A 26,881-nucleotide genomic window follows, 5' to 3' on the forward strand; every position below is an offset into this window, starting at 1 on the left:
TAATTTAAGTCTTTGGCGCGAAAGGGGTTTTTCCCTGTCCAAATTGTGTCAGAGGTCGGCGATCACGCGCCTGAGGAAGCCGGCGAGATCCTCGGTGACGTAGTCGATCTGCTCGTCCTCGTCGCCCGACTGCTCCCAGGATTCGGCGAACTCGTACTCGAAGTTGCGCGGCACCAAGAGCACCGTTTTCATGCCCAGCGTCTTGGGCACGAGCAGGTTGCGCGGCAGGTCCTCGAACATCGCCGCATTGCGGGTATCGACCCGGTGCAGGCTCATGAACTTGTCATAGGTTTCGCCCGCCGGCTTCGGCACGAAATCGGCAGCAACGATATCGAAGATATCGTTGAAGTGATCGAGGATCCCGAGCGCGCGAGCGGTCATTTCCGCATGTGCGACGCTGCCATTGGTGAAGATGAACTTGCGCCCCGGCAGCGCCTTGATCGCCTCGCCCAGCGTCGGATCCGGCGGCACGATGCTGTAGTCGATCGCGTGGGCCTTTTCGAGGAATTCGTTCGGGTCGATGCCGTGGTGGATCATCAGGCCTTTGAGCGTCGTGCCGTGATCGCGGTAGTAGTCCTTCTGCAGCTTCTTCGCATCCGCCGGCTCCAGCGACAAAAGCGCCGAAACATAGGCCGTCATGTTGCGGTCGATCTGCGAGAACAGATTGACATGGTGCGGATAGAGCGTGTTGTCCAGGTCGAAAACCCAGTCGGTGACATGGGAGAATTCGTCGTGGGTCGGCAGGCGATCGAGCTTTTTCATGACTGCCTTATGACATGGCGGTGATGGGCGGCAAACGACAAAATGCAAAGTCGCAGCCCGGTTGTCCTTCCGGCGAAAACATTTCCACTTTGAATTGACAAAACCGCATGGCATCTTTCGCTTGGGGGCGGTTCTTCACGCGGGACGGCAGATGCACATGTCGGACGAAGTGTTCTATCTGCTGTTTCTGTTCGGGTTTTACACAACGACCGTCGTCACCTATTTTGCTTTCGGCTATGGTCTGACCTGGTTCAACGCGCGCAATCCGGAGCGAAAGATCCAGAAGGGCCGCGGCTCCGACAGGCGCCGCAAGGCGGAGATCCGCCAGAGCCTTGCGTCGATGTTCAGCGCGTGCCTGCCGCTGACCATCGGTCTTTACGCTCAGCAGAAAGGCTGGGCGCCCGCGCCCTGGGCTCTGCGATGGTGGGCGGCGGTGCCGCTCTTCGTGCTTTGCATGTTCCTCTACGATACCTGGTTTTATTTCATGCATCGGCTGCTGCACACCCGATGGCTCTACCCGCTGCACGCCCTTCATCACAGGAGCGTGGCGCCGACGATCTGGAGCACCTATTCGGAGGATGTCGTCGACAATTTCCTTTTGCAGAGTTTTTCGGCCGTCATCGTTTTCGTCGTTCCGTTTCCGCCGGCAATCCTCATCGGGCACCGATTGTTCGAACATTTCAACGGCATGATCGGCCACTGCGGCTTTGAGTATTTCGCCGCGTCGACAGCGCGCTATCCGTCGCCCCTGTTGTGCACGACGTTCCATGACCAGCACCATTCCAGCTTCCGGTACAACTACGGAAACTACTTCTCCTTCTGGGATCGCCTGCTCGGCACGATCGCGCCGACCTACGACCAGAGCGTGAAGATTTTCGAAGAAGATGGCCCGCCGCTCACCCTCCGGCGGGCTGGCGAACTGGCGGACGTTCAGGAAAAGCCGGACTAATATCGACGCGTTGGGATAATTCGCCTTCGCTGTACGGAGTCCTTGGCAATCTTCGGACCGGCATGCTAGCTCGCAGCCATGGAAACCTGGGTCCTCATCACCGTCGCTGCGGCATTCCTTCAGAATGTCCGCTCCGCCATGCAGAAACACCTGAAGGGCGTCATGGGCACGACCGGCGCAACCTTCGTGCGCTTCGGGTTCGGCCTGCCTTTTGCTCTTCTGTATCTCTTCGTGCTCTGGCAGGTGGTGGGGCGTCCGTTGCCGGTGCCGAACGGCACCTTCTTCCTCTGGGCGGTGATCGGCGGGCTTGCGCAGATCGCCGCGACCTTCCTGCTCGTCCATCTCTTCTCCTTCCGCAACTTTGCGGTCGGCACCGCCTATTCGCGCACCGAGCCGGCCCAGGCCGCCCTCTTTGGTCTCATCTTCCTCGGAGAGCACGCGAGCCAGGGCACGCTGGTGGCGATCGCCATCTCCGTCGTCGGCGTCATGCTGATCTCGGTCGCGCGCACGACGCTGAGCCCCCGCTCGCTGGTCACGTCGGTCTTCAGCCGCACCGCCGGCATCGGTCTTCTTTCGGGGACGTTCTTCGGGCTTTCGGCCGTCGCCTATCGTTCGGCCTCGCTGGCGCTGGCGCCCAGCCTGCCGGCGCCCGATTACATGATGCAGGCGAGTTTCACCCTCGGCTTCGTTATTCTGCTGCAGACGGTGGTGATGCTGATCTGGATCGTGCTCCGCGAGCCGGGCGAGTTGAAGCTGATCGCCGCCGCATGGAAGCCCGCCTTCGTCGTCGGTTTCGTCGGTGCCTCCGCCTCCTTCGGGTGGTTCATGGCGATGACGCTGCAGCAGGCGGCGATCGTCAAGGTGGTGGCGCAGGTCGAGATGCTGTTCACATTCGCCTCGTCCTTCTTCATTTTCCGCGAATGGATAAACCGTCTCGAACTTCTCGGCTGCCTGCTGATCGTGCTCGGCGTGGTGACCCTCGTGCTCATCTAGGCCGGCGGGAAAAAATACACGCCCGAAAACCGGCGCCCGCCCAATCGCAGGCATGGTAGAAGGGCAGCATGTTGTTCGACCTTCCTTCTGATGAAACGCTCTACGATGCGCTGATCGCGCGCAGCACCGAATACGAGGGTGCCGCCTTCGTCTGCGTCAAGACGACCGGCATCTTCTGTCGGCTCTCCTGTCCCGCCCGCAAACCGAAGCGCGAGAACACCATTTTCGTCGGCTCGATCGGCACCTGCCTCGAGAGCGGCTTTCGCCCGTGCCAGCGCTGCAGGCCGCTTGAAAGCGTCGGCGCCAGGAATTCGTTGGTCGACGATCTCCTGCAGGCGCTGGAGGGAGCACCGGAGCGGCGCTGGACGGAGGATGACCTCGTCAGGCGCGGCTATGACCCGTCGACTGTCCGCCGCGCCTTCAAGCGCAATCTCGGCATAACCTTTCTCGACCTTGCCCGCCACCGGCGTCTGGGGCTTGCCGCAAGACAGCTTGCCGAGGGCGGCCGGGTCATCGATGCGCAGATCGATGCCGGATACTTGTCGCCGAGCGGCTTTCGCGCCGCCTTCGCCAAATTGCTCGGCGAGGCGCCGGCGACGGCGCAGGGGCGAGAACTCCTGTTTGCCGACCGCATCGACACGCCGCTCGGACCGCTGGTGGCGGTCGCGGACAGGACCCATCTGCATATCCTCGAATTTCATGACCGAAAGGCGCTGCCGAGCGAGCTTGAAAAGCTGAAGCGGCAGACCCGGTCCGCCGTCGTTCCCGGACGCACGGCGCCCATCGACCAGATGGAGGAGGAGCTGAAGGCCTATTTTTCGGGCGAGACCAAAGAATTCCGCACACCGCTGGCGCTCGGCGGCACGGCCTTCGAACGTGCTGTCTGGGCAAAGCTCATGAAAATTCCCCCCGGCGAAACACGTTCCTATGGTGACATCGCCCGCGAGGTCGCTACCATCCAGGCCGTGCGTGCCGTCGCCAAAGCCAATGGGTCCAATCAGATCGCCATCGTCATTCCCTGCCACCGCTGCATCGGCGCCGATGGCTCGCTGACGGGATACGGCGGCGGCTTGTGGCGCAAGCAATGGCTGCTCAGGCACGAGGGCAAGATGAAACCTGTGGGATTGTTTGCGGAGGACATGCAATGAACCAGACTGAAAAGGCCGCCGAATTCGCCGCTCTGCATCGCAAGGGCGATCCGGTGGTGCTCTACAACATCTGGGACGCCGGCAGCGCCAAGGCCGTGGTCGAGGCCGGAGCCAGGGCGCTTGCCACCGGAAGCTGGTCGATTGCCGCCGCCCATGGCTTCGGCGATGGCGAGAAGGTGCCGCTGGCGCTGTTGATCGATATCGCACGACTGATCGTCGTCTCGACGGAACTGCCGGTGACGGTCGATTTCGAGGGTGCCTATTCCGACGATCCGGCAACGGGGGCGGCCAATGTCTCGCGTCTGATCGACGCCGGCGCCATCGGCATCAATTTCGAGGATCAGGTGGTCGGCCAGTCGGGCGTGCATGCACTCGAGAAGCAGGCCGCGCGCATTCGCGCAATCCGCGAAATGGCGGACCGCCGCGGCGTATCTTTGTTCATCAATGCCCGCACCGACCTGTTCCTGCAGGCAAGCGATGCGGCCCAACATGCCGGCCTCGTCGATGAGGCAATTGCGCGCGGAAAGGCCTTTGCCGAAGCGGGCGCCAGCGGTTTCTTCGTGCCGTGGCTGGTCGACGCAGACCTGATCGCTAAGGTCTGCGCCGCCTCGAGCCTGCCGGTCAATGTGATGATGCGGCCAGGTGCGCCTGACCTGAAGACGCTGGCTGCAGCCGGCGTCGCCCGCGTCAGCTATGGGCCGTTCCCCTATCGGGCGATGATGGAAAAGTTGAAGCAGGAGGCTCAGGTCGTCTATCAGGCCTGAACCAGGGCCAAAACGAAACGGGACACAAGCCGAGGGCTGTGTCCCGTTTTTTCATACGTCGTGTCGAGCTGTCGATCAGGGAACGATCAGCGTGCCGGCGCCGCGCTCGGTGAAGATTTCGAGCAGCACCGAATGGGCCGTCTTGCCGTTGAGGATGACGACGCCCTGAACGCCGGCCTTGATCGCTTCGATGCAGGTCTCGACCTTGGGGATCATGCCGCCCGAGATGGTGCCGTCGGCGATCAGGGCGCGCGCCTGCGCCACCGACAGCTCCTTGATCAGCTTGCCGTCCTTGTCGAGCACGCCCGGAACGTCGGTCAGGAACAAGAGGCGTGTGGCGTTGAGCGCGCCGGCAATGGCGCCGGCAAAGGTGTCGGCGTTGATGTTGTAGGTGTGTCCGTCACGGCCGGGTGCGACCGGCGCGATTACCGGGATCATCTCCGAGCGGGCGAGCAGGTCGATCAGCGTGCGGTCGACTTCGACCACTTCACCGACGAAGCCGAGATCGAGCACGCGCTCGATGTTGCTGTCCGGGTCCTTTATGGTCTTGCGCGCCTTTTCGGCGAAGACCATGTTGCCGTCCTTGCCGCAAAGGCCGATCGCCCATTCGCCGGTCTGGTTGATCAGCGCGACGATTTCCTTGTTGATCGAGCCGGCGAGCACCATCTCGACGATCTCGACCGTCTTTTCGTCGGTGACGCGCAGGCCGCCTTCGAACTTCGATTCGATGCCCATCTTCGTCAGCATCGCGCCGATCTGCGGGCCGCCGCCGTGTACGACGATCGGGTTGACGCCCGACTGCTTCAACAGCGCGATGTCGCTGGCAAAGGCGCGGCCGAGTTCGGCATTGCCCATGGCGTGACCGCCATATTTGACGACGATCGTCTTGTTCTCGTAGCGCTGCATGTAGGGCAGGGCCTGCGTCAGCAGGCGTGCCTGGATTTCACTTTCATTGGCGGACATGGCGGACCCTCGAAAAATACCGGCTGCTGTGTAACGCAAGTTTCCGGCTGATGGAATGATCGACGAGCAACATAAAACAGCAATGACGATGCCCGCTGGCGGATGGCGATTTGTGCCCTATGTCCTGTCTCAACAATGCATCGGGTCGGGTAGGCAATGATCGACGAGGAAATTTCCGGACTGCTCGGCCGTGTTTCGCTCCGGGATCGCGCGGCCTTTGCCGAGCTTTACCGGCTGACCAGCCCGAAACTTTTCGCCATTTGCCTGCGTATCCTTAGAGATCGAAGTGAAGCGGAAGAAGCGCTGCAGGAAATCTACGTCAAAATATGGCAGCATGCCGACCGTTTTTCTCCAGGCCAGTCAACGCCGATGTCCTGGTTGGCGGCAATTGCGCGCAACCGCGCCATCGACCTGATCCGGGCGCGCAGACCCGTCGCCAACGCGATTGACGAAGCCTATGATTTGGCTGATCCTGCTGCCGATCCTGAAAAGACGGCAGTGGTGAAAGCGGAGGGCAGGCGGATCGATGCGTGCATGCAGGAGCTCGAGACCGATCGGGCCGATGCCGTGCGGCGTGCCTATGTCGAAGGCCTGAGTTATCAGGAACTGGCCGAAGTGTATGCTGTGCCGCTGAACACGATGCGAACCTGGTTGAGGCGCAGCCTGTTGAAGTTGAGAGAGTGCATGGAGCGATGACAGCGTCCACACCCGACAAAGGAGATTTCCGCCGCGACGAGGTAATCGCCGGGGAATATGTGCTGGGCGTGCTGTCCGCCGACGACCGCCGCAAGGTAGAGGCTCGTCTTGCCTCCGACCGCAACTTCGCCGCCATGGTCACGCGCTGGCAGAACAACCTGTCGACCTTCGACGAAGCCTATGACCCCGTGGCGCCGCCCGCACGCACCTTTGCCGCGATCGAGCGCAGGCTGTTCGAAACCGGGTCCCCTGCCGTGGCCCCGGTGCGTGCGGGTATATGGCAATCGCTGGCGCTCTGGCGTGGCCTGGCACTCGCCTCGCTGGCCGTCGCCGCGATGATGGGCGCCTCGCTGGCCGGTTTGTTTGCGCCGCCATCGGGCGGTCGGCCGCTTGTCGCGGAAATGGTCGGCAAGGGCATCTCTGTCGATCTCGTGGCCCGTTTCGATCGGGACACGGGCCACCTCCGGGTGACGCCCGTTGCCACGCGGCAGGCCGAAGAGAAATCGCTGGAGCTCTGGCTTATCAACGGCGACAACCCGGCCGTTTCGCTTGGCGTGCTGCCTCAGACGGGCGAGGGCGAAATCCTCATTGCCCCGGCGCTGCGCGAGAAGTTCTCGCGCGGCTCGGTCCTCGCCGTCAGCATCGAGCCGCTTGGCGGCTCGCCGACCGGTTCTGCCACCGGCCCGATCATCGCGCTCGGCAAGGCGCGCGACCTCTAGCTCCGCACGCGCTCTTCTTCTCGCGCCTGCGCCGCGTTCAGGGCGAGTTTTCGCCCGGTCGACCGACAATCTGAAAAATTCCTGAAACTCTTTTTCGAAGCCTTCCGTTGCTTGTCATGTTCCCGAGGAGGGAACGGCAGTTTCAACGGGGCGGCTTGTGTGTCGCCTCCCTGACAGGTTCAACAGGAAGGAAGTTTAAGATGTTCACCTCTGGGTTCCGTTCGTTCGCCACTATTGCTTTGCTGACGGCAAGCGCCGCAATCGCTCATGCCGAGAACCCGATGGTCGGTGGCGCGGCGATGTATGCGGACAAGAATATCGTCGAAAACGCCGTCAACTCGAAGGATCACACGACCCTGGTCGCAGCGGTCAAGGCCGCCGGACTGGTCGAAACCCTTGAGGGCAAGGGCCCGTTCACCGTCTTCGCGCCGACGAACGAGGCTTTCGACGCCCTGCCGGCCGGCACGGTCGACACGCTGCTGAAACCGGAAAACAAGGACAAGCTGACGACGGTCCTCACCTGCCATGTCGTCTCGGCCGATGCGATGTCCTCGGCAATCGCCAAGATGGTCAAGGACGATGGCGGCGAACATGACGTCAAGACGGTCGGCGGTTGTGTTCTGAAAGCCAAGGATGACGGCGGCAAGATCACGCTCACCGACGAGACCGGCGGTACGGCCACGGTCACCATCGCCGACGTCAAGCAGTCGAACGGCGTGATCCATGTGATCGACAAGGTTCTGCTGCCCAAGGGCTGAGGGCTCCCTTCCTCCGGATCGCCGCGGCAGTCATTCGCAGGTGATCCGTCGCCGGAAGTCTCATCCGTGGTTCCGGCGCTCCTGCCACCGATCGCTTGCGATCGGTGGCCTTTTCAACCCGGTGCCTTCACGGCGCTTTGATCGGTCTTGTTTTGCCGCGTGACCGGCCGGTGGTTATCTTCGAAGTCGGCAGCGTCAGGGGCATGAAAAGGAGGGTTCGATTGTGAACCGGCGGAACTTTCTGATCTTCGGCGGAACGCTGAGCGTGATCGCGATCGCGGCGGCCAAAGGGTTTCCGCACCCGGCGCGCGCGGCCTCAGGCGAAGCCTTCGCGGTCACCAGGACCGATGCCGAATGGCGCGCAATCCTGACGGACGAGCAGTACCGGATCCTGCGCCATGAGGACACCGAGCGGCCGTTTACCAGCGCGCTCAACAACGAGAAGCGCAAGGGCATCTTTCAATGCGCTGGCTGCGCGCTCCCGGTCTATTCGTCCGAAGCCAAGTATGACAGCGGCACCGGTTGGCCGAGTTTTTGGCAATCCCTACCCGGTGGCGTGGCAACGCGCGACGACAAGTCGCTGTTCATGACGCGCACGGAATGTCACTGCCATCGTTGCGGCGGGCATCTCGGCCACGTCTTCGACGATGGCCCGCCGCCGACCGGCAAGCGCCACTGTATCAACGGTTTCGCGCTGACATTCGTGCCGGCCAGCGCCTAGCGGGCTGTTCCTGCGGGCGACTGGCACCCGCAGGAAAGATCGCGTCAGAACGTGCCAGCTTGCGGCGAAGGCGTCTGGGCGTCGGAGAGAGCCGCCTGGAGCTTCTGCTCCTGCTCCGGAGACAGCGATGTTTTCAGCACGCGACCGCGCAGGCCCGAGAATTCCGCGAGTACCTTCTCCGGCTGTACCTTGCGCACCAGGACGAACAGCGCCGACGAATTGTTCGGAATGGTGTTGCCCAGCGATTTGATGAAGTCGTCATCGATGCCGTAGTCGGTCAGCGAGCCGGAGAGCGCGCCGGCGCCGGCGCCAAGCGCGCCGCCGATGGCAAAGCCGGCGAGCGGATTGAGGAACAGGAGCCCGACGAGCCCGCCCCAGATGGAGCCGGACAGGAGGCCGGATGTCGCCCCGATCGCGGTGAGGTTGAGGCTCTGCTTCAGGTGAATCTTGCCTTCGGCGTCGCGCACGACGACGACGGCATCCTCGAGGTCGATCAGATATTCCTTCTTGAGGCCGGCGAGCTTGACGAGAACCTTGTCGGCTTCGTCAGGCGTATCGAATCCCACAACGATCAAATCGGACATGTGTCTCTCCTATCCTTGGCGCCATCGCGCAAGGAAAAGCGCGACCGCAGGGCAGAGATAGAGCGGTTTGCATGTCAGGGTAGTGACGGAGATCAAAGACTTGTCGGGGCTTTGCGCTCTCAGCGCGAAAGTGCAAGCTCGATCGTCGCGCGAAGCTCGTCGATGCCTTCGCCCTTTTCCGACGAGGTGAAGAGGACCTCTGGAAATGCGGCGGGATGCTTCTTGATCTTCTCAAGCGTTTCGGCAACCAGCCGCGGCACGCCGGCGGCCTTGATCTTGTCCGTCTTGGTCAGGATGATCTGATAGGAGACGGCCGCCTTGTCGAGCAGCGACAGCACGTCCTCGTCGTTCTTCTTGATGCCGTGGCGGGAATCGATCAGCACGTAGACGCGCTTCAGCGTCGCCCGACCGCGCAGGTAGTCGAACACCAGCTTGGTCCACGCATCCACCTGTTCCTTCGGCGCCTGGGCATAGCCGTAGCCGGGCATGTCCACCAGCGCCATCGGCGGCAGGTCACCCGCTTCGCCGGAAAATCCGTCGGGCACGAAGTAGTTGAGTTCCTGGGTGCGTCCGGGGGTGTTGGACGTGCGCGCCAAGCCCTTCTGCCCGACCAGCGCATTGATCAGCGACGACTTGCCGACATTGGAGCGGCCGGCAAAGGCGATTTCGGTCGGGCCTTCCGGCGGCAGGAACTTCATCGCCGGGACGCCGCGAATGAAAATCCACGGCCGGCCGAACAGCGGCTTGTCGTCTTTTGTCTTTGTGTCGGCCATCGATGTCAGTTCCTTCGTCGAGATTGGACTTGGCTTCACGGTTTTGGCCGGCGATGTCAAGCTTTCGGCTTGCCGCCGCTATCGAACCGGCCGGATTTGCTCGCGCAGGAGCTCTATCGTCAGGTAAACAACGAGGGCCGAAAGGACGATCAGTCCGCCGACGATGGTGTTGGTGCGCGGAATCTCGCCGTGGATCACGGCGACCCAGAGCGGTGCCAGCACGGTCTCGAGCGTGCCGAGCAGAGCGGCAAGGGCGGCGGGAAGGAGCCGTGCGCCGGTGACGAACAGTGCAAGGCCAAGGCCGAAGTTGAGAGCGCCGAAGGCGACAAGGATGGCAAGCTCGCTCGTGGTGACGGCAAAACCGGAAGCCTGCGTCGCGGCAATCGTGCCGGCGACGATGGTGCCGAAACAGGCGGCCGGTGCCATGCGCACATGGGCGTAGCGGCGGGTGATCACAGTGGCCGAGGCAAAGGCGAAGGCAATCAAGAGCGCCAGCGCATCGCCGACCGGCGAGACGCCGCCACCAATCGAATCCGACACCATCACGACGACGCCGGCAATGACGGCGGCGATTGCCGCCCAGGTGGTGGTCGAAATCCGCTCGCGGAAGAGCAGCCAGCCGATGAGGGCTGCGATCAGCGGTACGCCGGCCTGGATGAGCACGATATTGGCGACCGTGGTATAGGCGAGCGCGAGAATGAAGCTGGTTGAGGCGATCGCAAAACAGCAGCCGACCGCTATGCCCGGCCATCCCATCTCGCGGAACAGCCGCGCCATGTTGGCGGCGCCATCGCGCACCAGCATGAAACCGATCAGGAACAGGGCCGCGAAGGTCGATCGCCAGAAGACGATCGTCCAGCCATCGGCGATGTCGAGGAACCGCGCCAGCGTGCCGCCGAAGCTCCAGACGATGGCCGAGCCAAGGACGAGCAGAACACCGCCTGTACGGCTGTGGAGAGGCGTCGTCGCTGGGCGGAGGGTCGACTGCGACATCGTCAGGATCCGGATGGCGATGGTCGGAGCATAAGGCGCGATGTGCAGGCGCGCTCGGGTATTCGCGACAAAGGCTCGTCGCAAACAGGGATAAAGACCAAAAGAAAAAGCCCCGGATCTTTCGATCCGGGGCCTTGCAAGCGCTCTGTCCGCCGGCGTCACTCCGCCGGCTTGGGTTTCTTCGTAAACAGGTTCTTCAGATTGTCGAACAGCTCGATCTTCACGCCCTGGCGCTTCATGATGATCGACTGCTGCAGCACCGAAAGCGTGTTGTTCCAGGCCCAGTAGATCACCAGACCGGCCGGGAAGGAGGCCAGCATGAAGGTGAAGACCACGGGCATCCAGGTGAACAGCATCGCCTGGGTCGGGTCCGGCGGTGTCGGGTTCATGCGCATCTGCACGAACATTGTGATGCCCATGATGATCGGCCAGACGCCGAGGTGCAGGAACGACGGCGCGTCGAACGGCAAGAGGCCGAAGAGGTTGAAGATCGTCGTTGGATCCGGCGCAGACAGGTCGTGGATCCAGCCGAAGAACGGTGCGTGACGCATCTCGATGGTGATGTAGATCACCTTGTAGAGCGCGAAGAACACCGGGATCTGGATGAGGATCGGCCAGCAGCCTGCGAGCGGATTGATCTTCTCGTCCTTGTAGAGCTGCATCATTGCCTGCTGCAGGCCCATGCGGTCGTCGCCGAACTTCTTCTTCAGCTCTTCCATCTTCGGCTGAACCTTCTTCATGTTCGCCATCGAAGAGTACTGCTTGTTGGCGAGCGGGAAGAACAGGAGCTTGACGACGATCGTCGTGATCAGGATGGCGATGCCGAAATTGCCGAACAGACGATAGAAGTAATCCATCATTTTGAACATCGGCTTGGTGATGAAGTAGAACCAGCCCCAGTCGATCAGCTTGTCGAAGTTCGGAATGGAATAGGCAGCTTCATAGTTGTCGACGACGGGAACTTCCTTGGCGCCGGCAAAAACGAGGTTCTTGAGTTCGGAGGACTGGCCCGGTGCGATGGTGATTGCGTCGCTCTTGTAGTCGCTCTGGTAGCGGGCGCGGCCGTCGGTGAAGTGCGAGAAACGGGTTTCGTAAGGTGTTGCCTGCGGCGGAACGACCGCGGCAGCCCAGTATTTGTCCGTGATCCCCAGCCAGCCGCCGGTCGCCTTGCCGGGCTCGATCGCCTTGTCGTCCTCGATCTTGGAATAGCCGACTTCCTGCAGCCCGTGCTCGCCGATAACGCCGATAAAGCCTTCATGCAGAACGTAGACGCTCGGTGTCGTCGGCTTGTTGAAGCGCGTCACACGGCCGTAGGACGACAGCGATACCGGTTCAGCCGTGTCGTTCTTGATGCTGTCGACCACCTGGAACATGTAGCGGTCGTCGATCGAGATCGTGCGGTTGAAGGTGATGCCCTTCTCGTTGGTGTAGGTGAGCGTCACCGGTGTCGCGGGGGTCAGCTTGTCGCCGCCCGAAAGCGTCCAGACGGTCTGCGGGCCGGGCACGCTGCCGCTTGCCGCATCGCCGACATAACCGATTTCGGTGAAGTAACCGTCGGTGGTCTCGGCCGGGCTGAACAGGGTGATGATCGGGCTCTGCTTGCTGACGGTCTCGTGGTAGGCCTTGAGCTTGAGATCGTCGAAGCGCGCGCCGGTCAGGTTGATGGAACCGGAAACCGCAGGCGTGTCGATCGCAACGCGGGCCGACTTGGCCAGCGCCTGGTCGCGGTTTTCGCCGGTTCCGGGAACTGTGCCGCCAGGCAGAGCCTGTCCGGTCGCGGGCTGTTGCGCCGTTGCACCCGGCTGCGATTGGGCCTGCTGAGCCTGTTGGGCCTGCAGCGCTTCCGCAGCGATGCGTTCCTTTTCAATCTTTGGATTGACGTAGAGGAACTGCCAGGCGACGAGGATCAGCACGGACAGGCCAATCGCCACGAAATAGTTGCGGTTTTTTTCCATCATTGTTTCCTGGAACCGGCCGGCGGCCGCTTCTGTTTCGGCTTGTTTTCGATGCGCTCGCCAAGCCCCCGGGTCAAGGCGTCGAAGGGGGCATTCAGGAGATCGCGTCGGGCGACAATCACATAGTCGTGTCCGGGTTTCATTGCAAACCCGGCGGAAAGCCGCACCGCCTCTTTCAGGCGTCGGCGCATCCGGTTTCGCTCGACGGCATTGCCGTGTTTCTTGGTGACGGTGAAGCCGACGCGGGCCTCGCCCTCCGGATCTTTGCGGTCGAGCACTTCGAGGAGAAACAGCGGGCCTCTACGGCTTTCTCCTGCCCGAACGGCCAAAAACTGCGGACGGCTTTTCAGCCGCCCGACAGTCGTTTTGTCTTTATCTGACGTCATGTGCCCGGACACTGGTTTCGGGCAACTTCGGCTTAAGCCGAAAGACGCTTGCGGCCACGAGCCCGGCGGGCTGCGAGGACCTTCTGGCCACCGGCGGTGGACATGCGTGCGCGGAAGCCGTGACGGCGCTTGCGAACAAGCTTGGACGGTTGGTAAGTACGCTTCATTTATTTAATACCGCGGTGTGCGGCCCTTCTTGGGTTTGCATGTAGCAAGGAGCGTTTACGTTCAGGACACAGCTCCGCCTGTCGGGCAGGCAGGCTTGGCCGGACGTGGGCGGCTTATAAAGGCAAATTTCCCGGAAAGTCAATCACGCGGGCCGGTCCGACAGGCAAAAGTGATCGAATCCCGGTGTCGGCGCGACCTCGATCTCGCGCGCATGCACCCCGACGCGCTATCTCAGGCTGGTAAACAGAGAGCTAACACGCCCTCCCTAGAATGCCTGCTGTCCACGATGATCTTTATTAACCATGGATGTTTTAGCGTGGCCGCGGTGCAATAGCCGCGACCTTCCGATAACCGGGCAAGTCTCGCGGTGTCGTGGAGGCAGGGATGAAAATACGTGGTAAGATCAATCTGATCGTTGGGGTCATGAGCCTCCTGGCGATCGCGGTGACCGGCATGTCACTGTTGGTCGTTTCTCAATACAACAGCCGGTTCCATCAGTATCAGAACGCCTCAGAGCGTGCCTTCAACGGCGAGCACCTCAATCGACTGGTCACCGGCGTCGTCATGGAAGCGCGCGGAATTTACGCAGCGCCGACCATCGAAAAGGCAAAGCCGTTTGCCGACGGCATTCTCAAAAACCTCGAAAAGATCGATGCGCTGTTTGCCGAGTGGCGCCCGCTGGTGCCGGCCGACAAGCTCGGCTCGTTCGATGCGCTGACCAAGCGCGCCGACGAATTCAAGGCGTTCCGCGTTGAAACAGCGCGTCTGAGCCAGGAAGTTTCGCCGAAGGCGGCCAACGAACAGGGCAACAACGACGCCAACCGCGCCAACCGCAAGGCCTTCCAGGCCGAGATCGACGCCGTCGTCGAGGCGAACCTCGCAACGCTCGAGATCGTCCAGGCCGACATCGCCTCGTTCGAGCGCTCGGTCATCGTCATCATTCTCGGCATTGCCGGGCTTGGGCTGGCCGTCGGTATCGGCACTGCCTTCTATATCGGCACGAACCATCTGAGCCGGCCGATCCTCGATCTGACGGGCAAGATGAAGCTTCTCGCCGGCGGCGACCTTTCCGCCGACGTGCCTTTTGCCGACCGCAAGGACGAAATCGGCGAGATGGCTGCGGCCGTACAGATCTTCAAGCAGAACGGCCTCGCCGTCCGCGATCTCAACGCCCAGGAAGCGGCGCTGCGCGAAAAGAGCGCCGACCTGCAGACGAGCATTGGCGTCGTCGTCTCGGCTGCCGCCGCCGGCGACTTCACCAAGCGGATCGGCAAGGATTACGAGAACGAAGATCTCAACCGCTTCGCCTCGAGCGTCAACGAACTCGTCGGCAGCGTCGATGCCGGCATCGCCGAAACGCGCCGCGTCATCGCCAGCCTTGCCGGCGGCGACCTGACCCAGAGCATGAACGGCCAGTTCCAGGGCGCCTTCGCCGAACTGCAGAAGAACGTCAACGAGACGCTGTCGACGCTGCAGAAGACGCTGCGCGAAGTGCGTGTCACCACGGACTCGATCAACGGCAACTCATCCGAGCTTCGCTCCGCTGCCGATGACCTGTCGAAGCGCACCGAGCAGCAGGCGGCAGCCCTTGAAGAGACGTCGGCCGCCCTCGACGAGATCACCGTGGCAGTGCGCAGTTCGACCGAGCGGGCGCAGGAAGCGACCGTGATGGTCAACGAAGCCAAGGAGAGCGCTGCCGAATCCGCTGCCGTCGTGCGCAATGCGGTCGAGGCGATGGGCCGCATCGAGCAGGCATCGAGCGAGATCGGCCAGATCACCAACGTCATCGACGAGATCGCCTTCCAGACCAACCTGCTGGCGCTGAATGCGGGCGTGGAAGCAGCGCGTGCCGGTGATGCCGGCAAGGGCTTTGCCGTCGTCGCCCAGGAAGTGCGCGAGCTTGCCCAGCGTGCGGCAAGTGCGGCCAAGGACATCAAGTCCCTGATCTCGAAGTCCGGCTCGGAAGTGGCAACCGGCGTCCGGCTGGTGCAGGAAACCGGCTCGGCGCTTGGCGAGATCGAAGAGCGCGTGCTCAAGATCAACGACCATATCCACTCGATCGCCACGGCCGCCCGCGAACAATCGACCGGCCTTGGCGAGGTCAGCACCGCCGTCAACCAGATGGACCAGGTCACCCAGCAGAACGCCGCCATGGTGGAAGAGGCCAATGCCGCGACCCACAAGCTGTCGGCGGAAGCCAACAACCTCGCGAGCCTGATCGCCTACTTCAAGCTCGATGGGACGCAAGCCGCCCGCACGATCGCACCGGCGCGGGAAACCAGCCGTCCGGTGGAATCGCCAGCGCGCCGAATGATGGGCAACGTCGCCCGCGCCTTCAGCGGCGGATCCTCGGCTGCCGTCGCCAGGGACAACTGGGAAGAGTTTTGATCGGCGCGGCGTAGTCGTCGCGCAATGAACTGAACAAGGACGCCCGCGGACGACTGACGTCTCCGCGGGCGTTTTTCGTGGATAAACGGCGATCAGGGTGCCGCCGCCGCCAGAACGGCTTTCGTCTCACGGCAACGTGAGTTGTCTTGCCGGCCCGTTCACGCTGACGTTTTGCGACGCGACCATTCGTTATTGGTCGCCGGCGCGGATTGCCGATACTGCAAGGACAGAGTTTTCCTAGAAACGAAATCACATGTACCGAAGCGCCACCAACAGAGCCGGGGATACCCCTCCAACGCCATCACAGGCGCTTGACGAGGGTTCGTCCGAAGACCGTGGCAGGATTGTGTGGCGACTGGTACTGCTGATGCTTCTCGTCGCCGGCGGTTTTGCCGCCTACGCGTTCGGTCTGCAGCGCTATTTGTCGCTGGGCGCACTCGTCCATCACCGCGAGGCGTTGCGTCTCTATGTCGAAGCCTATCCTGCCCAGGCGGCCGGTCTGTTTTTCCTCGTCTACATCGCGGTGGTCGTGTTTTCGATCCCGGCCGCTTCGGTCCTTACGATCTTTGCCGGCTTTCTCTTCGGCTGTGCCGGCGGCGGGCTCCTTGCCGTGGCCGCCGCGACGCTCGGCTCCTGCCTCCTGTTTGTGGCGGCCCGCAGCATGTTCGGCGATCTCTTGCGCCGACGAGCCGGGCCATTCCTCGCACGCTTTGCCGACGGGTTCTGCCGCAATGCGTTTGTCTACCTTCTCGTGCTGCGGCTGGCGCCGATCTTTCCCTTCTTCATCGTCAATATTGCGCCGGCGTTCTTCGAGGTGAGATTGCGGACGTTCGCCATGGCGACCTTGATCGGCATCGTACCCGCCACCTTCGCCTATGCCTGGCTCGGCGGCGGGCTCGACGAGGTGATCGCGCGCTCGGCCGCCGTCGGTCGAGAGCTGTCTCTGTCGGATTTTGCAACGCCGAAGCTGACCCTGGCGCTCGTGGCGCTTGCGCTCATTGCGGCATTGCCACTCGCCTTCAAGTGGGTATGGTCGCGCCGCAAGGCTGTTTGAAGGGCATGGGGCAGGGTGGCGAAGATCATCAAACCGGATATCTGCGTGATCGGTGGCGGTGCCGCCGGACTTTCCGTGGCGGCTGGTGCCGCCGCCTTCGGCGTTCCGGTGGTCCTGATCGAGCGGGGCCTGATGGGCGGCGATTGCCTGAACCACGGGTGCGTGCCGTCGAAGACGCTGATTGCCGCTGCCAGGCACGCCCAGGCGATCCGCACGGCCGGCCGGTTCGGCCTGACGGCAAGCGAGCCCGCGGTCGACTATGAACGCCTGCATGCCCGCATCCATGAGGTCATCGCCGGCATCGCCCCGCACGATAGCGTCGAGCGCTTCACCGATCTCGGTGTCGAAGTGCTGCAATCCTCCGCTCGGTTCGTCGATGAAAACACCGTGGCAGCCGGCGACCACCTCATCCGCGCCCGGCGGTTCGTGATCGCCACCGGCTCGTCGCCGGCGATCCCTGACATTCCCGGTCTCGACAACGTGCCGTTCCTGACCAACGAAACGCTGTTCGATCTGACTCGGCTGCCGGCTCATCTGCTCGTTGTCGGTGCAGGTCCGGTCGGCATCGAGATGGCACAGGCCTATCGCCGGCTCGGTGCCGAAGTGACCGTGATCGAAACCCGACGGGCGCTATCGGGTGCCGATCCGGAACTGGCCTCGATCGCGATTGCCGCCCTTCGCGCAGAGGGCGTGGTCCTGCACGAGGCAACGACGATCCTGGCGGTCGAGCAAGGTGGCGGGAAGGTCGTTCTGCGATGCAAGAATGGCACCGGCGCTTTCCTGGTCGAAGGCAGTGATCTCTTGATCGCCGCAGGCCGTCGGCCGAACCACGCATCGCTCGGCCTTTCGGCGGCCGGCATAGACCACAATGCGAAGGGCATCGAGGTCGGGTCGAACCTTCGCTCCAGCAATCGCCGCGTCTATGCCATCGGCGATGCTGCCGGCGGGCTGCAGTTCACCCATGTGGCGAGCTACCACGCACGGCTCGTGCTGCAGCAACTGCTGTTCCGGTTGCCGGCGCGGGAAGACCGGGCGATCGTGCCGAAGGTCACCTATAGCGATCCTGAGATCGCTGAGGTCGGATGGAGCGAGGCCGAGGCACGGGAAAAATTCGGTGCAGTCGAGGTCATCAGGGCCGACCTTGCCTTGAGTGACCGCGCCCGCACGGACGGGGTCGAAGCGGGCCTGATCAAGATCGTCGTCGGTAGCCGTGGACGCATCCTCGGCGTCGGGATTGCAGCGCCTAGCGCGGGAGAGTTGATCAACATGTGGTCGCTTGCCGTCGCCAATGGCATGACGCTCAAGCAGGTCCGCGGCTATGTCGCACCCTATCCAACCCTTTCCGAGATTGGAAAACAGGCGGTCATCTCCTATTATGCGCCCCTGGCGAAGAATGCTGTCGTGCGGTCCGCCATCAGGGCCTTGCGGGTTTTCGGCTGACGGACAGGGAATTTCGGAACGATGAGTGAAGAGGCGCAGCCGACGATGGGGAGGGAAGCGCCGCGGGCCGCCGCGGGCTTCTTCCGCGGGCTCTCGGGCAAGCTGCTGCTTTTGACGATCGTTTTCGTCATGCTGGCCGAAGTGCTGATCTTCGTGCCCTCGGTTGCGAACATGCGCATTCGCTGGCTGCAGGACCGGCTGAACACGGTTGCTGCCGCCGCCGTCGTCGTCGACGGCCTGCAGAATGTCGAGTTGCCGCGAAACGTCCAGGACGACACGCTGATGGCGACGGGCACCAAGGCAATCGTCATTCGCCGCAAGGACGCCTCGCGTATGATCGCCGCCGCCGACATGCCGTCCGAGATTGAAGGCGAATACGACACCGCCAATTTCACTGCCTTTGCGGCGATCCGCGATGCATTCGATACGCTGCTGTTCGGCGGTAACCGGGTGGTGCGGGTCTACGGACCACTCGGTGAAAGCGACGCGGTGATCGAACTGGTGATGGCTGACGCCAGCCTGCACAAGGCGATGCTGGTCTATTCCCGCAACGTCTTCTTCTTGTCGATCATCATCTCGCTGATCACCGCGACCCTGATCTTCCTTGCGATCAACCGGATGCTGATCGTGCCGATCCGCCGAATGACGGCGAGCATGCAGGAATTCTCCGACGATCCCTCCAATCCGGCGCGCGTGCTCGTTCCGCCGGAAGGGCGCGACGAACTGGCGGTCGCCGGCCAGCATCTGGCCAGCATGCAGCGTGAGCTGCAGAAGACGCTGAAGCAGCAGAAGAGCCTTGCCGAACTCGGCCTCGCCGTGTCGAAGATCAACCACGACATGCGCAATATCCTGTCGTCGGCGCAACTGATCTCCGACCGTCTCGCCGATGTCGACGATCCCGTCGTCAAGCGCTTCGCGCCGACGCTGCTGCGGGCGATCGATCGCGCCGTCGGCTATACCCGCGAAGTGCTCTCTTACGGCCGCACCACGGAGGCAGAGCCGCATCGCCGTTTCGTCGCGCTGAAGCCGTTGGTCTCGGATGTCGCCGAACTGCTTTCGATCGATCCGCAATCCGGTATCGAGTTCCAGATCCAGGTGCAGGACGACCTTGAGGTCGACGCAGACAGCGAGCAATTGTTCCGTGTGGTGCACAATATCTGCCGCAACGCCGTCCAGGCGCTGACGAATCACGAGGCGGAGGATGGTCGGCCGCGAATCGTCAGCGTTTCAGCGATGCGGATGGGCAGCGTCGTCACCATTTCCGTCGACGATACCGGCCCGGGCATGCCGCCAAAGGCGCGCGAAAACCTTTTTGCCGCTTTTCGCGGCTCGGCACGCTCCGGCGGCACCGGTCTCGGGCTGGCGATTGCCCGCGAATTGGTGCTCGCCCATGGCGGCACGATAGCCCTTGTGGAAAAGCCGACGCCCGGAACGCTTTTTCGCATCGAACTACCGGATCGTCCCGTTCCTCTCGATGCATTTCGCTCGAAAGCCCGGCACTGAAGGGGGTTGCGGGCGAGGGCGCGTGCCGATTTCGCGTTGAGAATCCACAGCTTCGGACCCTGTCGTCGTAAAAATGAATCTTTTTTGCCGAACGGCGCTTGCAATCCCCGAAAGGACTCTTTAGAGAACCGCTCACGCAAGCGGTTCGCCGCTTCGAGACGCACCCGTAGCTCAGCTGGATAGAGCACCAGACTACGAATCTGGGGGTCAGGAGTTCGAATCTCTTCGGGTGCGCCATTCTTCTCAATAACTTGGCAGTTCAAGTGATAGCGCCGCAAGGTGCGGTGGCGGCGCGTTTGCGCCCGGGGTTCTGCCAACATTCCATTCCGTCTACCTCTCCAAGCTAATCCACTTGAGCGTGATACGTCTTTCGGTCGGCGGGCAAAAACGCCTGTGACAATCCTATATATATTAGTATAATGTGATTTATAAAAGTCGATTGCGTCGCGCCTAAGCAAGGGGCGGGCGGATACGATCCGGAGGCGCTTGCAGCGACCGGAAAAGGGAAGCGACCTCACAATTTTTTGAAGTCGGCGTGTCAAAACCGCCGCGTGCGATTCCCATATAGAGGGTGACGCATCGCGGCTGCGTGAGTCTTCAGATCGGTATCGATTGGAAGAAAAAATCATGCAGCGGGTGGAGCGTTGCCGTATCCGTCGCATTGGTTTTGCCGTGCGACGGCGGAATGGAAAGGAGGTGCCCGATGTATCGTTACATGATGAAAGAGCTGCTGGTGATTGTTGCCGGGCTATCTGTCTGCGCTTTCGTGATCCTGTTCTTCCTGGCGAGCGCCGCGCACGGCGTCTGACGGGACTGCGGGCCTGACGCTCCTTGCGCTTGTGCGCGCTCATGCCTGGGGCTGGCCGAGCAGGTCGAGCGTCCGCCGATCCATTTCCCCCGCGAAGTAAAGCTTGAGTGCCTGGTTGAAGACGCTGCCGGCGGCCGAGGCCTTCGAAAACAGTGTCATCGACGAGCGAAACTTCATGTCGTCGGGGCTGGAGAAGATCTCGTGTGCCGAACGCCCGGTAATGCCGTTGACGGTCTCGGTGCAGTCGATCAGCCTTGCTCCGAGGATCGGGTGGGCAAGGTACGCGCGGGCCTCCGGAAGGTTCGCAATGGCATAGCGCTGGGCCATGGGCGAATGTCCGAGGCCGGCGAGCTGGGGGAAGACGAACCACATCCAATGGGTCTCCTTGCGGCCGCGCCGCAGCTCGTCGAGCGCCGCCGCGTAAACGCGGTCCTGGGCGTCGACGAATCGCTGCAGCGTGAAAGGGTCGGTCATGGTCCCTTCTTTCGCCCTGGCGCGTCTCAGTGCCCGCCAGGGCCATGTCAATTGCCGCCGGTCACGCCCATTGGCAGCCGCGGTGCGTCCTACCAGCGATGATGAACATGAACCTTGACCAAGCGCTCGTAAAGCGCAGCTATTGCGGCCCTGGTTTTCTCGTCGAAGGCAGGCAGCGCGCTTGCGGCCGCATTGGATTGCGCCTGCGCCTCATTGCGGGCTCCGGGGATGACGACGGAGACCGCCTCCTGCTCCAGGATCCAGCGCAGTGCGAACTGTGCCATCGGCACGCCTGCGGGCACCAGCGGGCGCAGCTGCTCGACCGCGTCCAGTGCCGCATCGAAAGGCACGCCGGCAAAGGTCTCGCCGACATCGAAGGCTTCGCCGTGGCGGTTGAAGTTGCGGTGATCGTCGGCGGCAAAGGCCGTGTCGCGGCCAATCTTGCCCGACAGTAGGCCGGAGGCGAGCGGCACGCGCACGATGACGCCGACATTCTTCTTTTTCGCTTCGCCGAAGAACAGGTCCTGCGGCCGCTGGCGGAAGATGTTGTAGATGATCTGGACGGTGGCGACACCCGGATATTCGATCGCCTTCAGCGCTTCCTCGACCTTCTCGACCGAGACGCCATAGTGGCGGATCTTGCCCTTGGTGATCAGCTGGTCAAGCGCGCCGAACAGATCCGGACGGTAGTAGACCTCCGTCGGCGGGCAGTGGAGCTGCACGAGATCCAGCGTCTCGACACCGAGATTGCTCAAGCTGCGGTCGATGAACGCCTCGATATTGGCGCCGGTGTAGCCTTCTGTCACGTGCGGGTTCAACCGGCGCCCTGCCTTGGTGGCGACGAACGGTTTTTCGCCGCCGCGCTCCTTCAGGACAGCGGCGATGATCTTTTCGGACCGGCCATCGCCATAGACATCGGCGGTGTCGACCAAGGTGACGCCGCTGTCGAGCGCTGCATTCAGCGCCCGCTTGCCGTCCGCCTCGCTGACGTCGCCCCAGGAACCACCGATCTGCCAGGCGCCGAAACCAATCTCGGAAATCGTCGCACCCGTCTTGCCCAGAACTCTCGTTTTCATGCTGATCATCTCCTTGGCGAAGCTGTTATCGGACTAAGTATTGTCGATTTTATCGGTTGTTTTTATGATGATTTGGCGGCCAAAGGGAAGCCGGTCAATCGTCGGTCGATATGACAGCACGGCCGCGGCTGAGATCCGTAACCATGGCAAGGATATCGTCTGCCTCATCCTTGCGCATGTCGACCGTCATCACCGGCCCCTTGTCGGTGAAGCTTTCGCCGACGAGCGTGACGTCGCGGGCAAGCAGCCGGGCCTTGATCAGTGCCAGGTCGGCAAAGTCGCAGGCGATGGTGGCGCGCACCGTCTCGATCATCTCGATCTTCTCGGCTGCCCGCAGACAGAGCGCGGCCGTGCCGCCATAGGCGCGGATCAGGCCGCCGCTCCCGAGCAAAACGCCGCCGAACCAACGGGTGACCACAACGACGACGCGGTCGAGCGACTGGCCGTCGATTGCCGCCAGGATCGGCTTTCCCGCGGTGCCGCTCGGCTCGCCGTCGTCGTTGAAGCGATAGGCCTGGCCGATGCGCCAGGCCCAGCAATTGTGGTTGGCGGTCGGGTCGGAATGCTCCGCGAGAAAAGCCTTTGCCGCCTGCTCGTCGGGCACGGGGGCGCAGATTGCCGCAAACCGGCTCTTCTTGATTTCCTGCGTCGAGGTTTCCGTGCGCTTGAGGGTGAACATCCGCTGCTTCCGTTTGGATAACGCTGATAACGGATTGTGCGGATTGGCGCCACCGTGGTTCGGCTTCAACCGGACGCGGGCATGCACATCAGCCTCACCAGCCCCCATTGCTGTGCTTGTCACAGGAATCCAGTCACGGCGCGTCTGCGCCGTGAGAAGATTCGGTTTGCGGTGTCGCGTTGAAAGGTTCTTTCGCGCTGCCGACGCGGCGCAGCTGGATCTCTGTGACAAGCACAGAGATGAGGAGCAGAGGGGAGGGCCATCGCCACCGGGTTGACCCCAGCCCCTTCATCGCCTCTCCCGCGTTCGGGAGAGGCAGTCTTGTCTCGTGGACCCGGTCTCGATCAGCCGATTGCCATCAGGCTGGCATTGCCGCCGGCAGCGGCCGTGTTGATCGAGGTGGAGACTTCTTCGAGCAGCCAGTTGAGGCAATAGGCGTCGGTGTTGCGACCGATCTCGTCGGTTGAGGCCGCCTGGACCAGGACCAGCGGACCCGGCAGGCCGGCAATCACCTTGCTGACCTGACGGACGCGCTCGCCGTCGCCTTCGACCAGTGCCCCGGCGAATGGACCATCGGCAGACCAGTCCTTCGACCAGGACAGCCGGGTGGAAACACTGGCCGGCAGGCCCTTCAGTGAAGACTGCAAGCCCGACGCCGCATCGATGACGACGGTGTTGCCGGTTGCAAGGGCTGCGCCGAGCTGGCGGTAGAGGCCGGTTTCGGTGGCCGGTACCAAAAGCACGCGACCGCGTGGATGAAGCGCATAGAGGTTGCGCTCGCCAACCGAGCCCGGAAGCTCGGAGATGAGGCCGAGCGCCGAGTTGCTGCCGGCGGTGCGGGCGGCTTCCGCTTCGTCCTTGGCACCCTTGCCGTCGAGCCACTTGGCAAAGTCGAGCAGCGCCGGATCGGTGTGCACGGAGCTGTGCTGCGGCGGCACCGGGGCGGTGGCGACGAGGCGGCCGAGATAGAGCGGGCCGCCGGCCTTCGGGCCGGTGCCGGAGAGGCCGCGGCCGCCGAAGGGCTGCACGCCGACGACAGCGCCGATGACGTTGCGGTTGACATAGAGATTGCCGGCCTTCACCCGCGACGTGACATGGGCAATCGTCTCGTCGAGGCGGGTATGCAGGCCGAAGGTCAGGCCGTAGCCCGTCGCGTTGATATCGTCGATCAACCGGTCGAGATCGTCGCGGCGGTAGCGGATGACGTGGAGAACCGGGCCGAAGACTTCGCGCTTGAGGTCGGAGAGCTTTTGAAGCTCGACGATCGTCGGCGGCACGAAGGTACCGAGTTCGGTACCGGACGCCAGGCCGATCTGCTCGACCTTGCGACCCATGCCGCGCATGGTCTCGATGTGTTTCTGGATGATCCCTTGCGCTTCCGCGGTGATGACAGGACCGACGTCGACGGAAAGCTTGTCCGTGCGGCCGATCTTCAGTTCGTGCAGCGCGCCCTTCAGCATCGCGAGAATACGGTCGGCGACATCTTCCTGCAGGCACAGCACCCGCAGGGCCGAGCAACGCTGGCCGGCACTGTCGAAGGCCGAGGCGATGACGTCGCCGACCACCTGTTCGGCGAGCGCCGAGCTGTCGACGATCATGGCGTTCTGGCCACCGGTTTCGGCGATCAGCGGGATCGGGCGGCCGGACGGCGACAGCCGGTCGGCAAGCTGCGCCTGGATCAGGCGTGCAACTTCGGTCGAGCCCGTGAACATGACGCCAGCGATTTCAGGGGCGGAAACCAGGGCTGCGCCGATGCGGCCGTCGCCGGGCAGGAGCTGGAGCGCATCGGCCGGAATGCCGGCTTCATGCAAGATGCGCACGCCTTCGGCGGCGATCAGCGGCGTTTCCTCGGCCGGCTTCGCCAGTACCGGGTTGCCGGCAACGAGGGCTGCCGCAACCTGGCCGGCAAAGATCGCCAGCGGGAAGTTCCAGGGGCTGATGCAGACGATCGGGCCGAGCGCCTTGTGGGCGGGGCCTAGCGTGCGGCGGGTCTGTTCGGCGTAGTAGCGCAGGAAGTCGATCGCTTCGCGCACTTCGGCAATAGCGTTCGGCAGCGACTTTCCGGCTTCGCGCACGATCAGGCCGAGCAGCGTCGGCATGCGGGCCTGCATGATGTCGGCAGCCCGCACGAGCATGGCCGCACGGTCTGCCGGCGAAACCGCCGACCAGCTGGAAGCGGCCTTCGCCGCAAGGCTTGCCGCCTGGCGGGCGTCGGCTTCCGACGTTTCGGTGACGGTGCCGACCACATCGCGGTGGTCGCCGGGGTTGAGGACCGGACGGCTCTCGCCTGCGGCAGGACCCGTCGCCAGCTGCGGCACGGCGCGCCATTCGATGGCGGCGCTTGCCTGCAGCGCCTCGGTCAGCGATGCGAGCGAGGTTTCGTTGGAAAGGTCGAGTCCGCTGGAGTTTGGACGGGCGTCGCCGAAGAGGCCGACGGGCAGGGCGATCTGCGCATGCGTCGCGCCGACGACCGGCATGGCGCGCACGATGTCGACGGGGTCAGTAACCAGCTCGTCGATGGAGACCTTGGGGTCGGCGATGCGGTTGACGAAGGAGGAGTTGGCGCCGTTTTCGAGCAGGCGGCGCACCAGATAGGCAAGCAGCGTCTCGTGCGTACCGACGGGCGCGTAGATGCGGCACGGCCGGTCGAGATTACCCTTGCCGACGACTTCGTCATAGAGCGGCTCGCCCATGCCGTGCAGGCACTGGAATTCATACTTGCCGACCTGGAAATCCTTGCCGGCCAGTTCGTAGATGGTGGCGAGCGACTGGGCGTTGTGGGTGGCGAACTGCGGGAAGATCACGTCGGTTGCCGCCAGCAGCTTGCGGGCGCAGGCGATGTAGGACACGTCGGTGTAGATCTTGCGGGTGTAGACTGGGAAGTCTTCCAGGCCGTCAAGCTGGGCGCGCTTGATCTCGGCGTCCCAATAGGCGCCCTTGACGAGGCGCACCATGACGCGGCGCTTGGCGCGGCGGGCGAGGTCGATGATGAACTCGAGCACGAAGGGGCAACGCTTGCCATAGGCCTGGACCACGAAGCCCATGCCGTCCCAGCCGCTAAGGTCCTTGTCGAGGCACAGCTCTTCCAAGAGGTCGAGCGAGAGCTCCAGCCGGTCTGCTTCCTCGGCGTCGATGTTGAGGCCGATGTCGTATTTCTTGGCGATGACGGCGAGCGCCTTCACCTTCGGCAACAGCTCGTCCATGACGCGGGCCGACTGCGCGCGCACGTAGCGCGGATGCAGCGCCGAAAGCTTGATCGAGATGCCGGGGCCTTCATAGATGCCGCGCCCGGCCGATGCCTTGCCTATGGCATGGATCGCCGTCTCGTAGTCCTTGTAGTAGCGCTCCGCGTCTTCGGCCGTGGTCGCGGCTTCGCCCAGCATGTCGTAGGAATAGCGGAAGCCCTTCTGCTCGAGCGCGCGCGAGCGGCGCAGCGCCTCGTCGATGGTTTCGCCGGTGACGAACTGCTCGCCCATCATGCGCATCGCCATGTCGACGCCGCGGCGGATCACCGGTTCGCCGCAACGGGCGATCAGGCGCGTCAGGGCTGCCGAAAGACTGCGGTCATTAACCGTCGACGTCAGCTTGCCGGTGACCACAAGACCCCAGGTCGCGGCGTTGACGAACAGCGAGCGGCCACCACCCAGGTGCGACTTCCAGTCGCCGTCGGCGATCTTGTCGCGGATCAGCGCGTCGCGCGTCGCCTTGTCGGGAATGCGCAGCAGCGCCTCGGCCAGGCACATCAGCGCCACGCCTTCCTGGCTCGACAGCGAGTATTCGTGCACCAGACCTTCGACGCCGGAACCCTTGTGCTTGGCGCGCAGCGCTTCGATCAGCTTGCGGGCCGTCCGTGCGGCCGCCTTCTGGGTCTCGACTGGCAGCGTCGCTGCCTCGACGAGCGCCGGCAGGGCTTCGGTTTCAGGACGGCGATAGGCGGCGGTGATCGCCTGGCGCAGCGTGCTCTGCGCGCGGATCGGCGGCGCGAAATCGGCAAAGGGTGCCGGGGCCTGATCGGCGGTTGGGCTGGATTTGTGAAGCTGGTTCTGGCTCATCGAACGCTGTCCTCTGGAAGGCGGTGACAAGGCGCAATGCGCCCTGGGTATCGTGGGCAGAAAATACGCGTCGTT

The 26,881-nt window shown here is 63.0% G+C and carries 24 protein-coding genes and 1 tRNA gene; 13 read left to right on the plus strand and 12 right to left on the minus strand.

All coding sequences use genetic code 11. From position 1 onward, the window contains the following. Positions 1-48: 48 nt before the first annotated feature. Positions 49-762, minus strand: coding sequence for a pyrimidine 5'-nucleotidase (locus HT585_RS01860; protein ID WP_176351368.1), 714 nt, complete (start codon positions 760-762; stop codon positions 49-51). Positions 763-919: 157 nt separating this feature from the next. Here HT585_RS01860 and HT585_RS01865 point away from each other — a divergent pair, with 157 nt between their 5' ends. From HT585_RS01865 to HT585_RS01880, 4 genes are all read left to right on the plus strand, one after another. After that, entirely contained in the window at positions 920-1,711 is a 792-nt protein-coding gene (locus HT585_RS01865; RefSeq protein WP_176351369.1) for a sterol desaturase family protein, read from the plus strand. A 78-nt stretch (positions 1,712-1,789) separates the two neighbouring features. Beyond that, positions 1,790-2,704, plus strand: coding sequence for a DMT family transporter (locus tag HT585_RS01870; RefSeq protein ID WP_176351370.1), 915 nt, complete (start codon positions 1,790-1,792; stop codon positions 2,702-2,704). 68 nt (positions 2,705-2,772) lie between these two features. After that, positions 2,773-3,852: a bifunctional transcriptional activator/DNA repair enzyme AdaA gene (locus HT585_RS01875; RefSeq protein WP_176351371.1), complete on the plus strand. Its 1,080-nt coding sequence runs from the start codon at positions 2,773-2,775 to the stop codon at positions 3,850-3,852. Beyond that, positions 3,849-4,616: an isocitrate lyase/PEP mutase family protein gene (locus HT585_RS01880; protein ID WP_176351372.1), complete on the plus strand. Its 768-nt coding sequence runs from the start codon at positions 3,849-3,851 to the stop codon at positions 4,614-4,616. Before HT585_RS01875 ends, HT585_RS01880 begins: the two co-directional genes overlap by 4 nt. Positions 4,617-4,691: 75 nt before the next feature. Here HT585_RS01880 and argB read toward each other — a convergent pair whose 3' ends face one another. Beyond that, on the minus strand, positions 4,692-5,579 hold the full coding sequence (argB, locus tag HT585_RS01885; RefSeq protein ID WP_077502945.1) for an acetylglutamate kinase: 888 nt from the start codon (positions 5,577-5,579) through the stop codon (positions 4,692-4,694). Positions 5,580-5,735: 156 nt separating this feature from the next. On the opposite strand from argB, the gene HT585_RS01890 reads away from it, so the two are divergent. The 4 genes from HT585_RS01890 (at position 5,736) to msrB (ending at position 8,473) form a co-directional block, all read left to right on the plus strand. Continuing rightward, positions 5,736-6,275 (plus strand): sigma-70 family RNA polymerase sigma factor, encoded by a 540-nt coding sequence (locus HT585_RS01890; RefSeq protein WP_176351373.1) that lies wholly within the window; start codon positions 5,736-5,738, stop codon positions 6,273-6,275. Then, entirely contained in the window at positions 6,272-6,994 is a 723-nt protein-coding gene (locus HT585_RS01895; RefSeq protein ID WP_176351374.1) for an anti-sigma factor, read from the plus strand. The genes HT585_RS01890 and HT585_RS01895 overlap by 4 nt, the downstream gene beginning before the upstream one ends. Before the next feature lie 200 nt (positions 6,995-7,194). Next, a complete protein-coding gene (locus HT585_RS01900) occupies positions 7,195-7,752 on the plus strand; it encodes a fasciclin domain-containing protein (protein ID WP_176351375.1) in 558 nt (185 codons plus the stop codon). 220 nt (positions 7,753-7,972) lie between these two features. Continuing rightward, positions 7,973-8,473, plus strand: coding sequence for a peptide-methionine (R)-S-oxide reductase MsrB (gene msrB / locus HT585_RS01905; RefSeq protein WP_176352154.1), 501 nt, complete (start codon positions 7,973-7,975; stop codon positions 8,471-8,473). Between the two features lie 44 nt (positions 8,474-8,517). Here the strand turns inward: msrB and HT585_RS01910 are convergent, their stop codons facing one another. The 6 genes from HT585_RS01910 to rpmH form a co-directional block, all read right to left on the minus strand. Continuing rightward, the gene (locus HT585_RS01910) at positions 8,518-9,057 is read right to left on the minus strand and encodes a DUF1269 domain-containing protein (protein WP_176351376.1); all 540 of its coding nucleotides are present in this window, start codon (positions 9,055-9,057) and stop codon (positions 8,518-8,520) included. Positions 9,058-9,176: 119 nt separating this feature from the next. Further along, entirely contained in the window at positions 9,177-9,830 is a 654-nt protein-coding gene (gene yihA, locus HT585_RS01915; protein ID WP_077502939.1) for a ribosome biogenesis GTP-binding protein YihA/YsxC, read from the minus strand. Between the two features lie 78 nt (positions 9,831-9,908). Then, complete coding sequence (locus HT585_RS01920; RefSeq protein WP_176351377.1) at positions 9,909-10,823, minus strand: DMT family transporter; 915 nt, start codon at positions 10,821-10,823, stop codon at positions 9,909-9,911. Between the two features lie 158 nt (positions 10,824-10,981). Beyond that, complete coding sequence (yidC, locus tag HT585_RS01925; protein WP_176351378.1) at positions 10,982-12,778, minus strand: membrane protein insertase YidC; 1,797 nt, start codon at positions 12,776-12,778, stop codon at positions 10,982-10,984. Next, a complete protein-coding gene (gene rnpA / locus HT585_RS01930; RefSeq protein ID WP_210270297.1) occupies positions 12,778-13,164 on the minus strand; it encodes a ribonuclease P protein component in 387 nt (128 codons plus the stop codon). The genes yidC and rnpA overlap by 1 nt, the downstream gene beginning before the upstream one ends. A 32-nt stretch (positions 13,165-13,196) precedes the next feature. After that, positions 13,197-13,331 (minus strand): 50S ribosomal protein L34, encoded by a 135-nt coding sequence (gene rpmH, locus HT585_RS01935; protein WP_077502936.1) that lies wholly within the window; start codon positions 13,329-13,331, stop codon positions 13,197-13,199. A 385-nt stretch (positions 13,332-13,716) separates the two neighbouring features. Here rpmH and HT585_RS01940 point away from each other — a divergent pair, with 385 nt between their 5' ends. The 5 genes from HT585_RS01940 (at position 13,717) to HT585_RS01960 (ending at position 19,954) form a co-directional block, all read left to right on the plus strand. Then, positions 13,717-15,720 carry a methyl-accepting chemotaxis protein gene (locus tag HT585_RS01940; protein ID WP_176351380.1) on the plus strand — a complete coding sequence of 668 codons (2,004 nt, stop codon included), beginning with the start codon at positions 13,717-13,719 and terminating at the stop codon, positions 15,718-15,720. Between the two features lie 253 nt (positions 15,721-15,973). Beyond that, positions 15,974-16,774, plus strand: coding sequence for a TVP38/TMEM64 family protein (locus HT585_RS01945; RefSeq protein ID WP_176351381.1), 801 nt, complete (start codon positions 15,974-15,976; stop codon positions 16,772-16,774). 15 nt (positions 16,775-16,789) lie between these two features. After that, positions 16,790-18,214, plus strand: coding sequence for an FAD-dependent oxidoreductase (locus HT585_RS01950; RefSeq protein ID WP_176351382.1), 1,425 nt, complete (start codon positions 16,790-16,792; stop codon positions 18,212-18,214). 21 nt (positions 18,215-18,235) lie between these two features. Beyond that, entirely contained in the window at positions 18,236-19,717 is a 1,482-nt protein-coding gene (locus HT585_RS01955; protein WP_176351383.1) for a sensor histidine kinase, read from the plus strand. A gap of 160 nt (positions 19,718-19,877) precedes the next feature. Further along, positions 19,878-19,954: transfer RNA gene (locus tag HT585_RS01960), tRNA-Arg, on the plus strand. Positions 19,955-20,564: 610 nt separating this feature from the next. Here HT585_RS01960 and HT585_RS01965 read toward each other — a convergent pair. The 4 genes from HT585_RS01965 to putA all read right to left on the minus strand — a co-directional run bounded on the left by HT585_RS01965 (position 20,565) and on the right by putA (position 26,806). Further along, on the minus strand, positions 20,565-20,999 hold the full coding sequence (locus HT585_RS01965) for a DUF1810 domain-containing protein (RefSeq protein ID WP_176351384.1): 435 nt from the start codon (positions 20,997-20,999) through the stop codon (positions 20,565-20,567). An 89-nt stretch (positions 21,000-21,088) separates the two neighbouring features. Continuing rightward, positions 21,089-22,075, minus strand: coding sequence for an aldo/keto reductase (locus HT585_RS01970; protein ID WP_176351385.1), 987 nt, complete (start codon positions 22,073-22,075; stop codon positions 21,089-21,091). Between the two features lie 94 nt (positions 22,076-22,169). Beyond that, positions 22,170-22,754 carry an IMPACT family protein gene (locus tag HT585_RS01975; protein WP_176351386.1) on the minus strand — a complete coding sequence of 195 codons (585 nt, stop codon included), beginning with the start codon at positions 22,752-22,754 and terminating at the stop codon, positions 22,170-22,172. A 344-nt stretch (positions 22,755-23,098) separates the two neighbouring features. Further along, positions 23,099-26,806, minus strand: a complete 3,708-nt coding sequence (gene putA / locus HT585_RS01980) for a trifunctional transcriptional regulator/proline dehydrogenase/L-glutamate gamma-semialdehyde dehydrogenase (RefSeq protein WP_176351387.1) — start codon at positions 26,804-26,806, stop codon at positions 23,099-23,101. Positions 26,807-26,881 lie beyond the last annotated feature (75 nt).

The sequence above is a fragment of the Ensifer oleiphilus genome (assembly GCF_013371465.1).
Lineage (GTDB): Bacteria > Pseudomonadota > Alphaproteobacteria > Rhizobiales > Rhizobiaceae > Ensifer > Ensifer oleiphilus.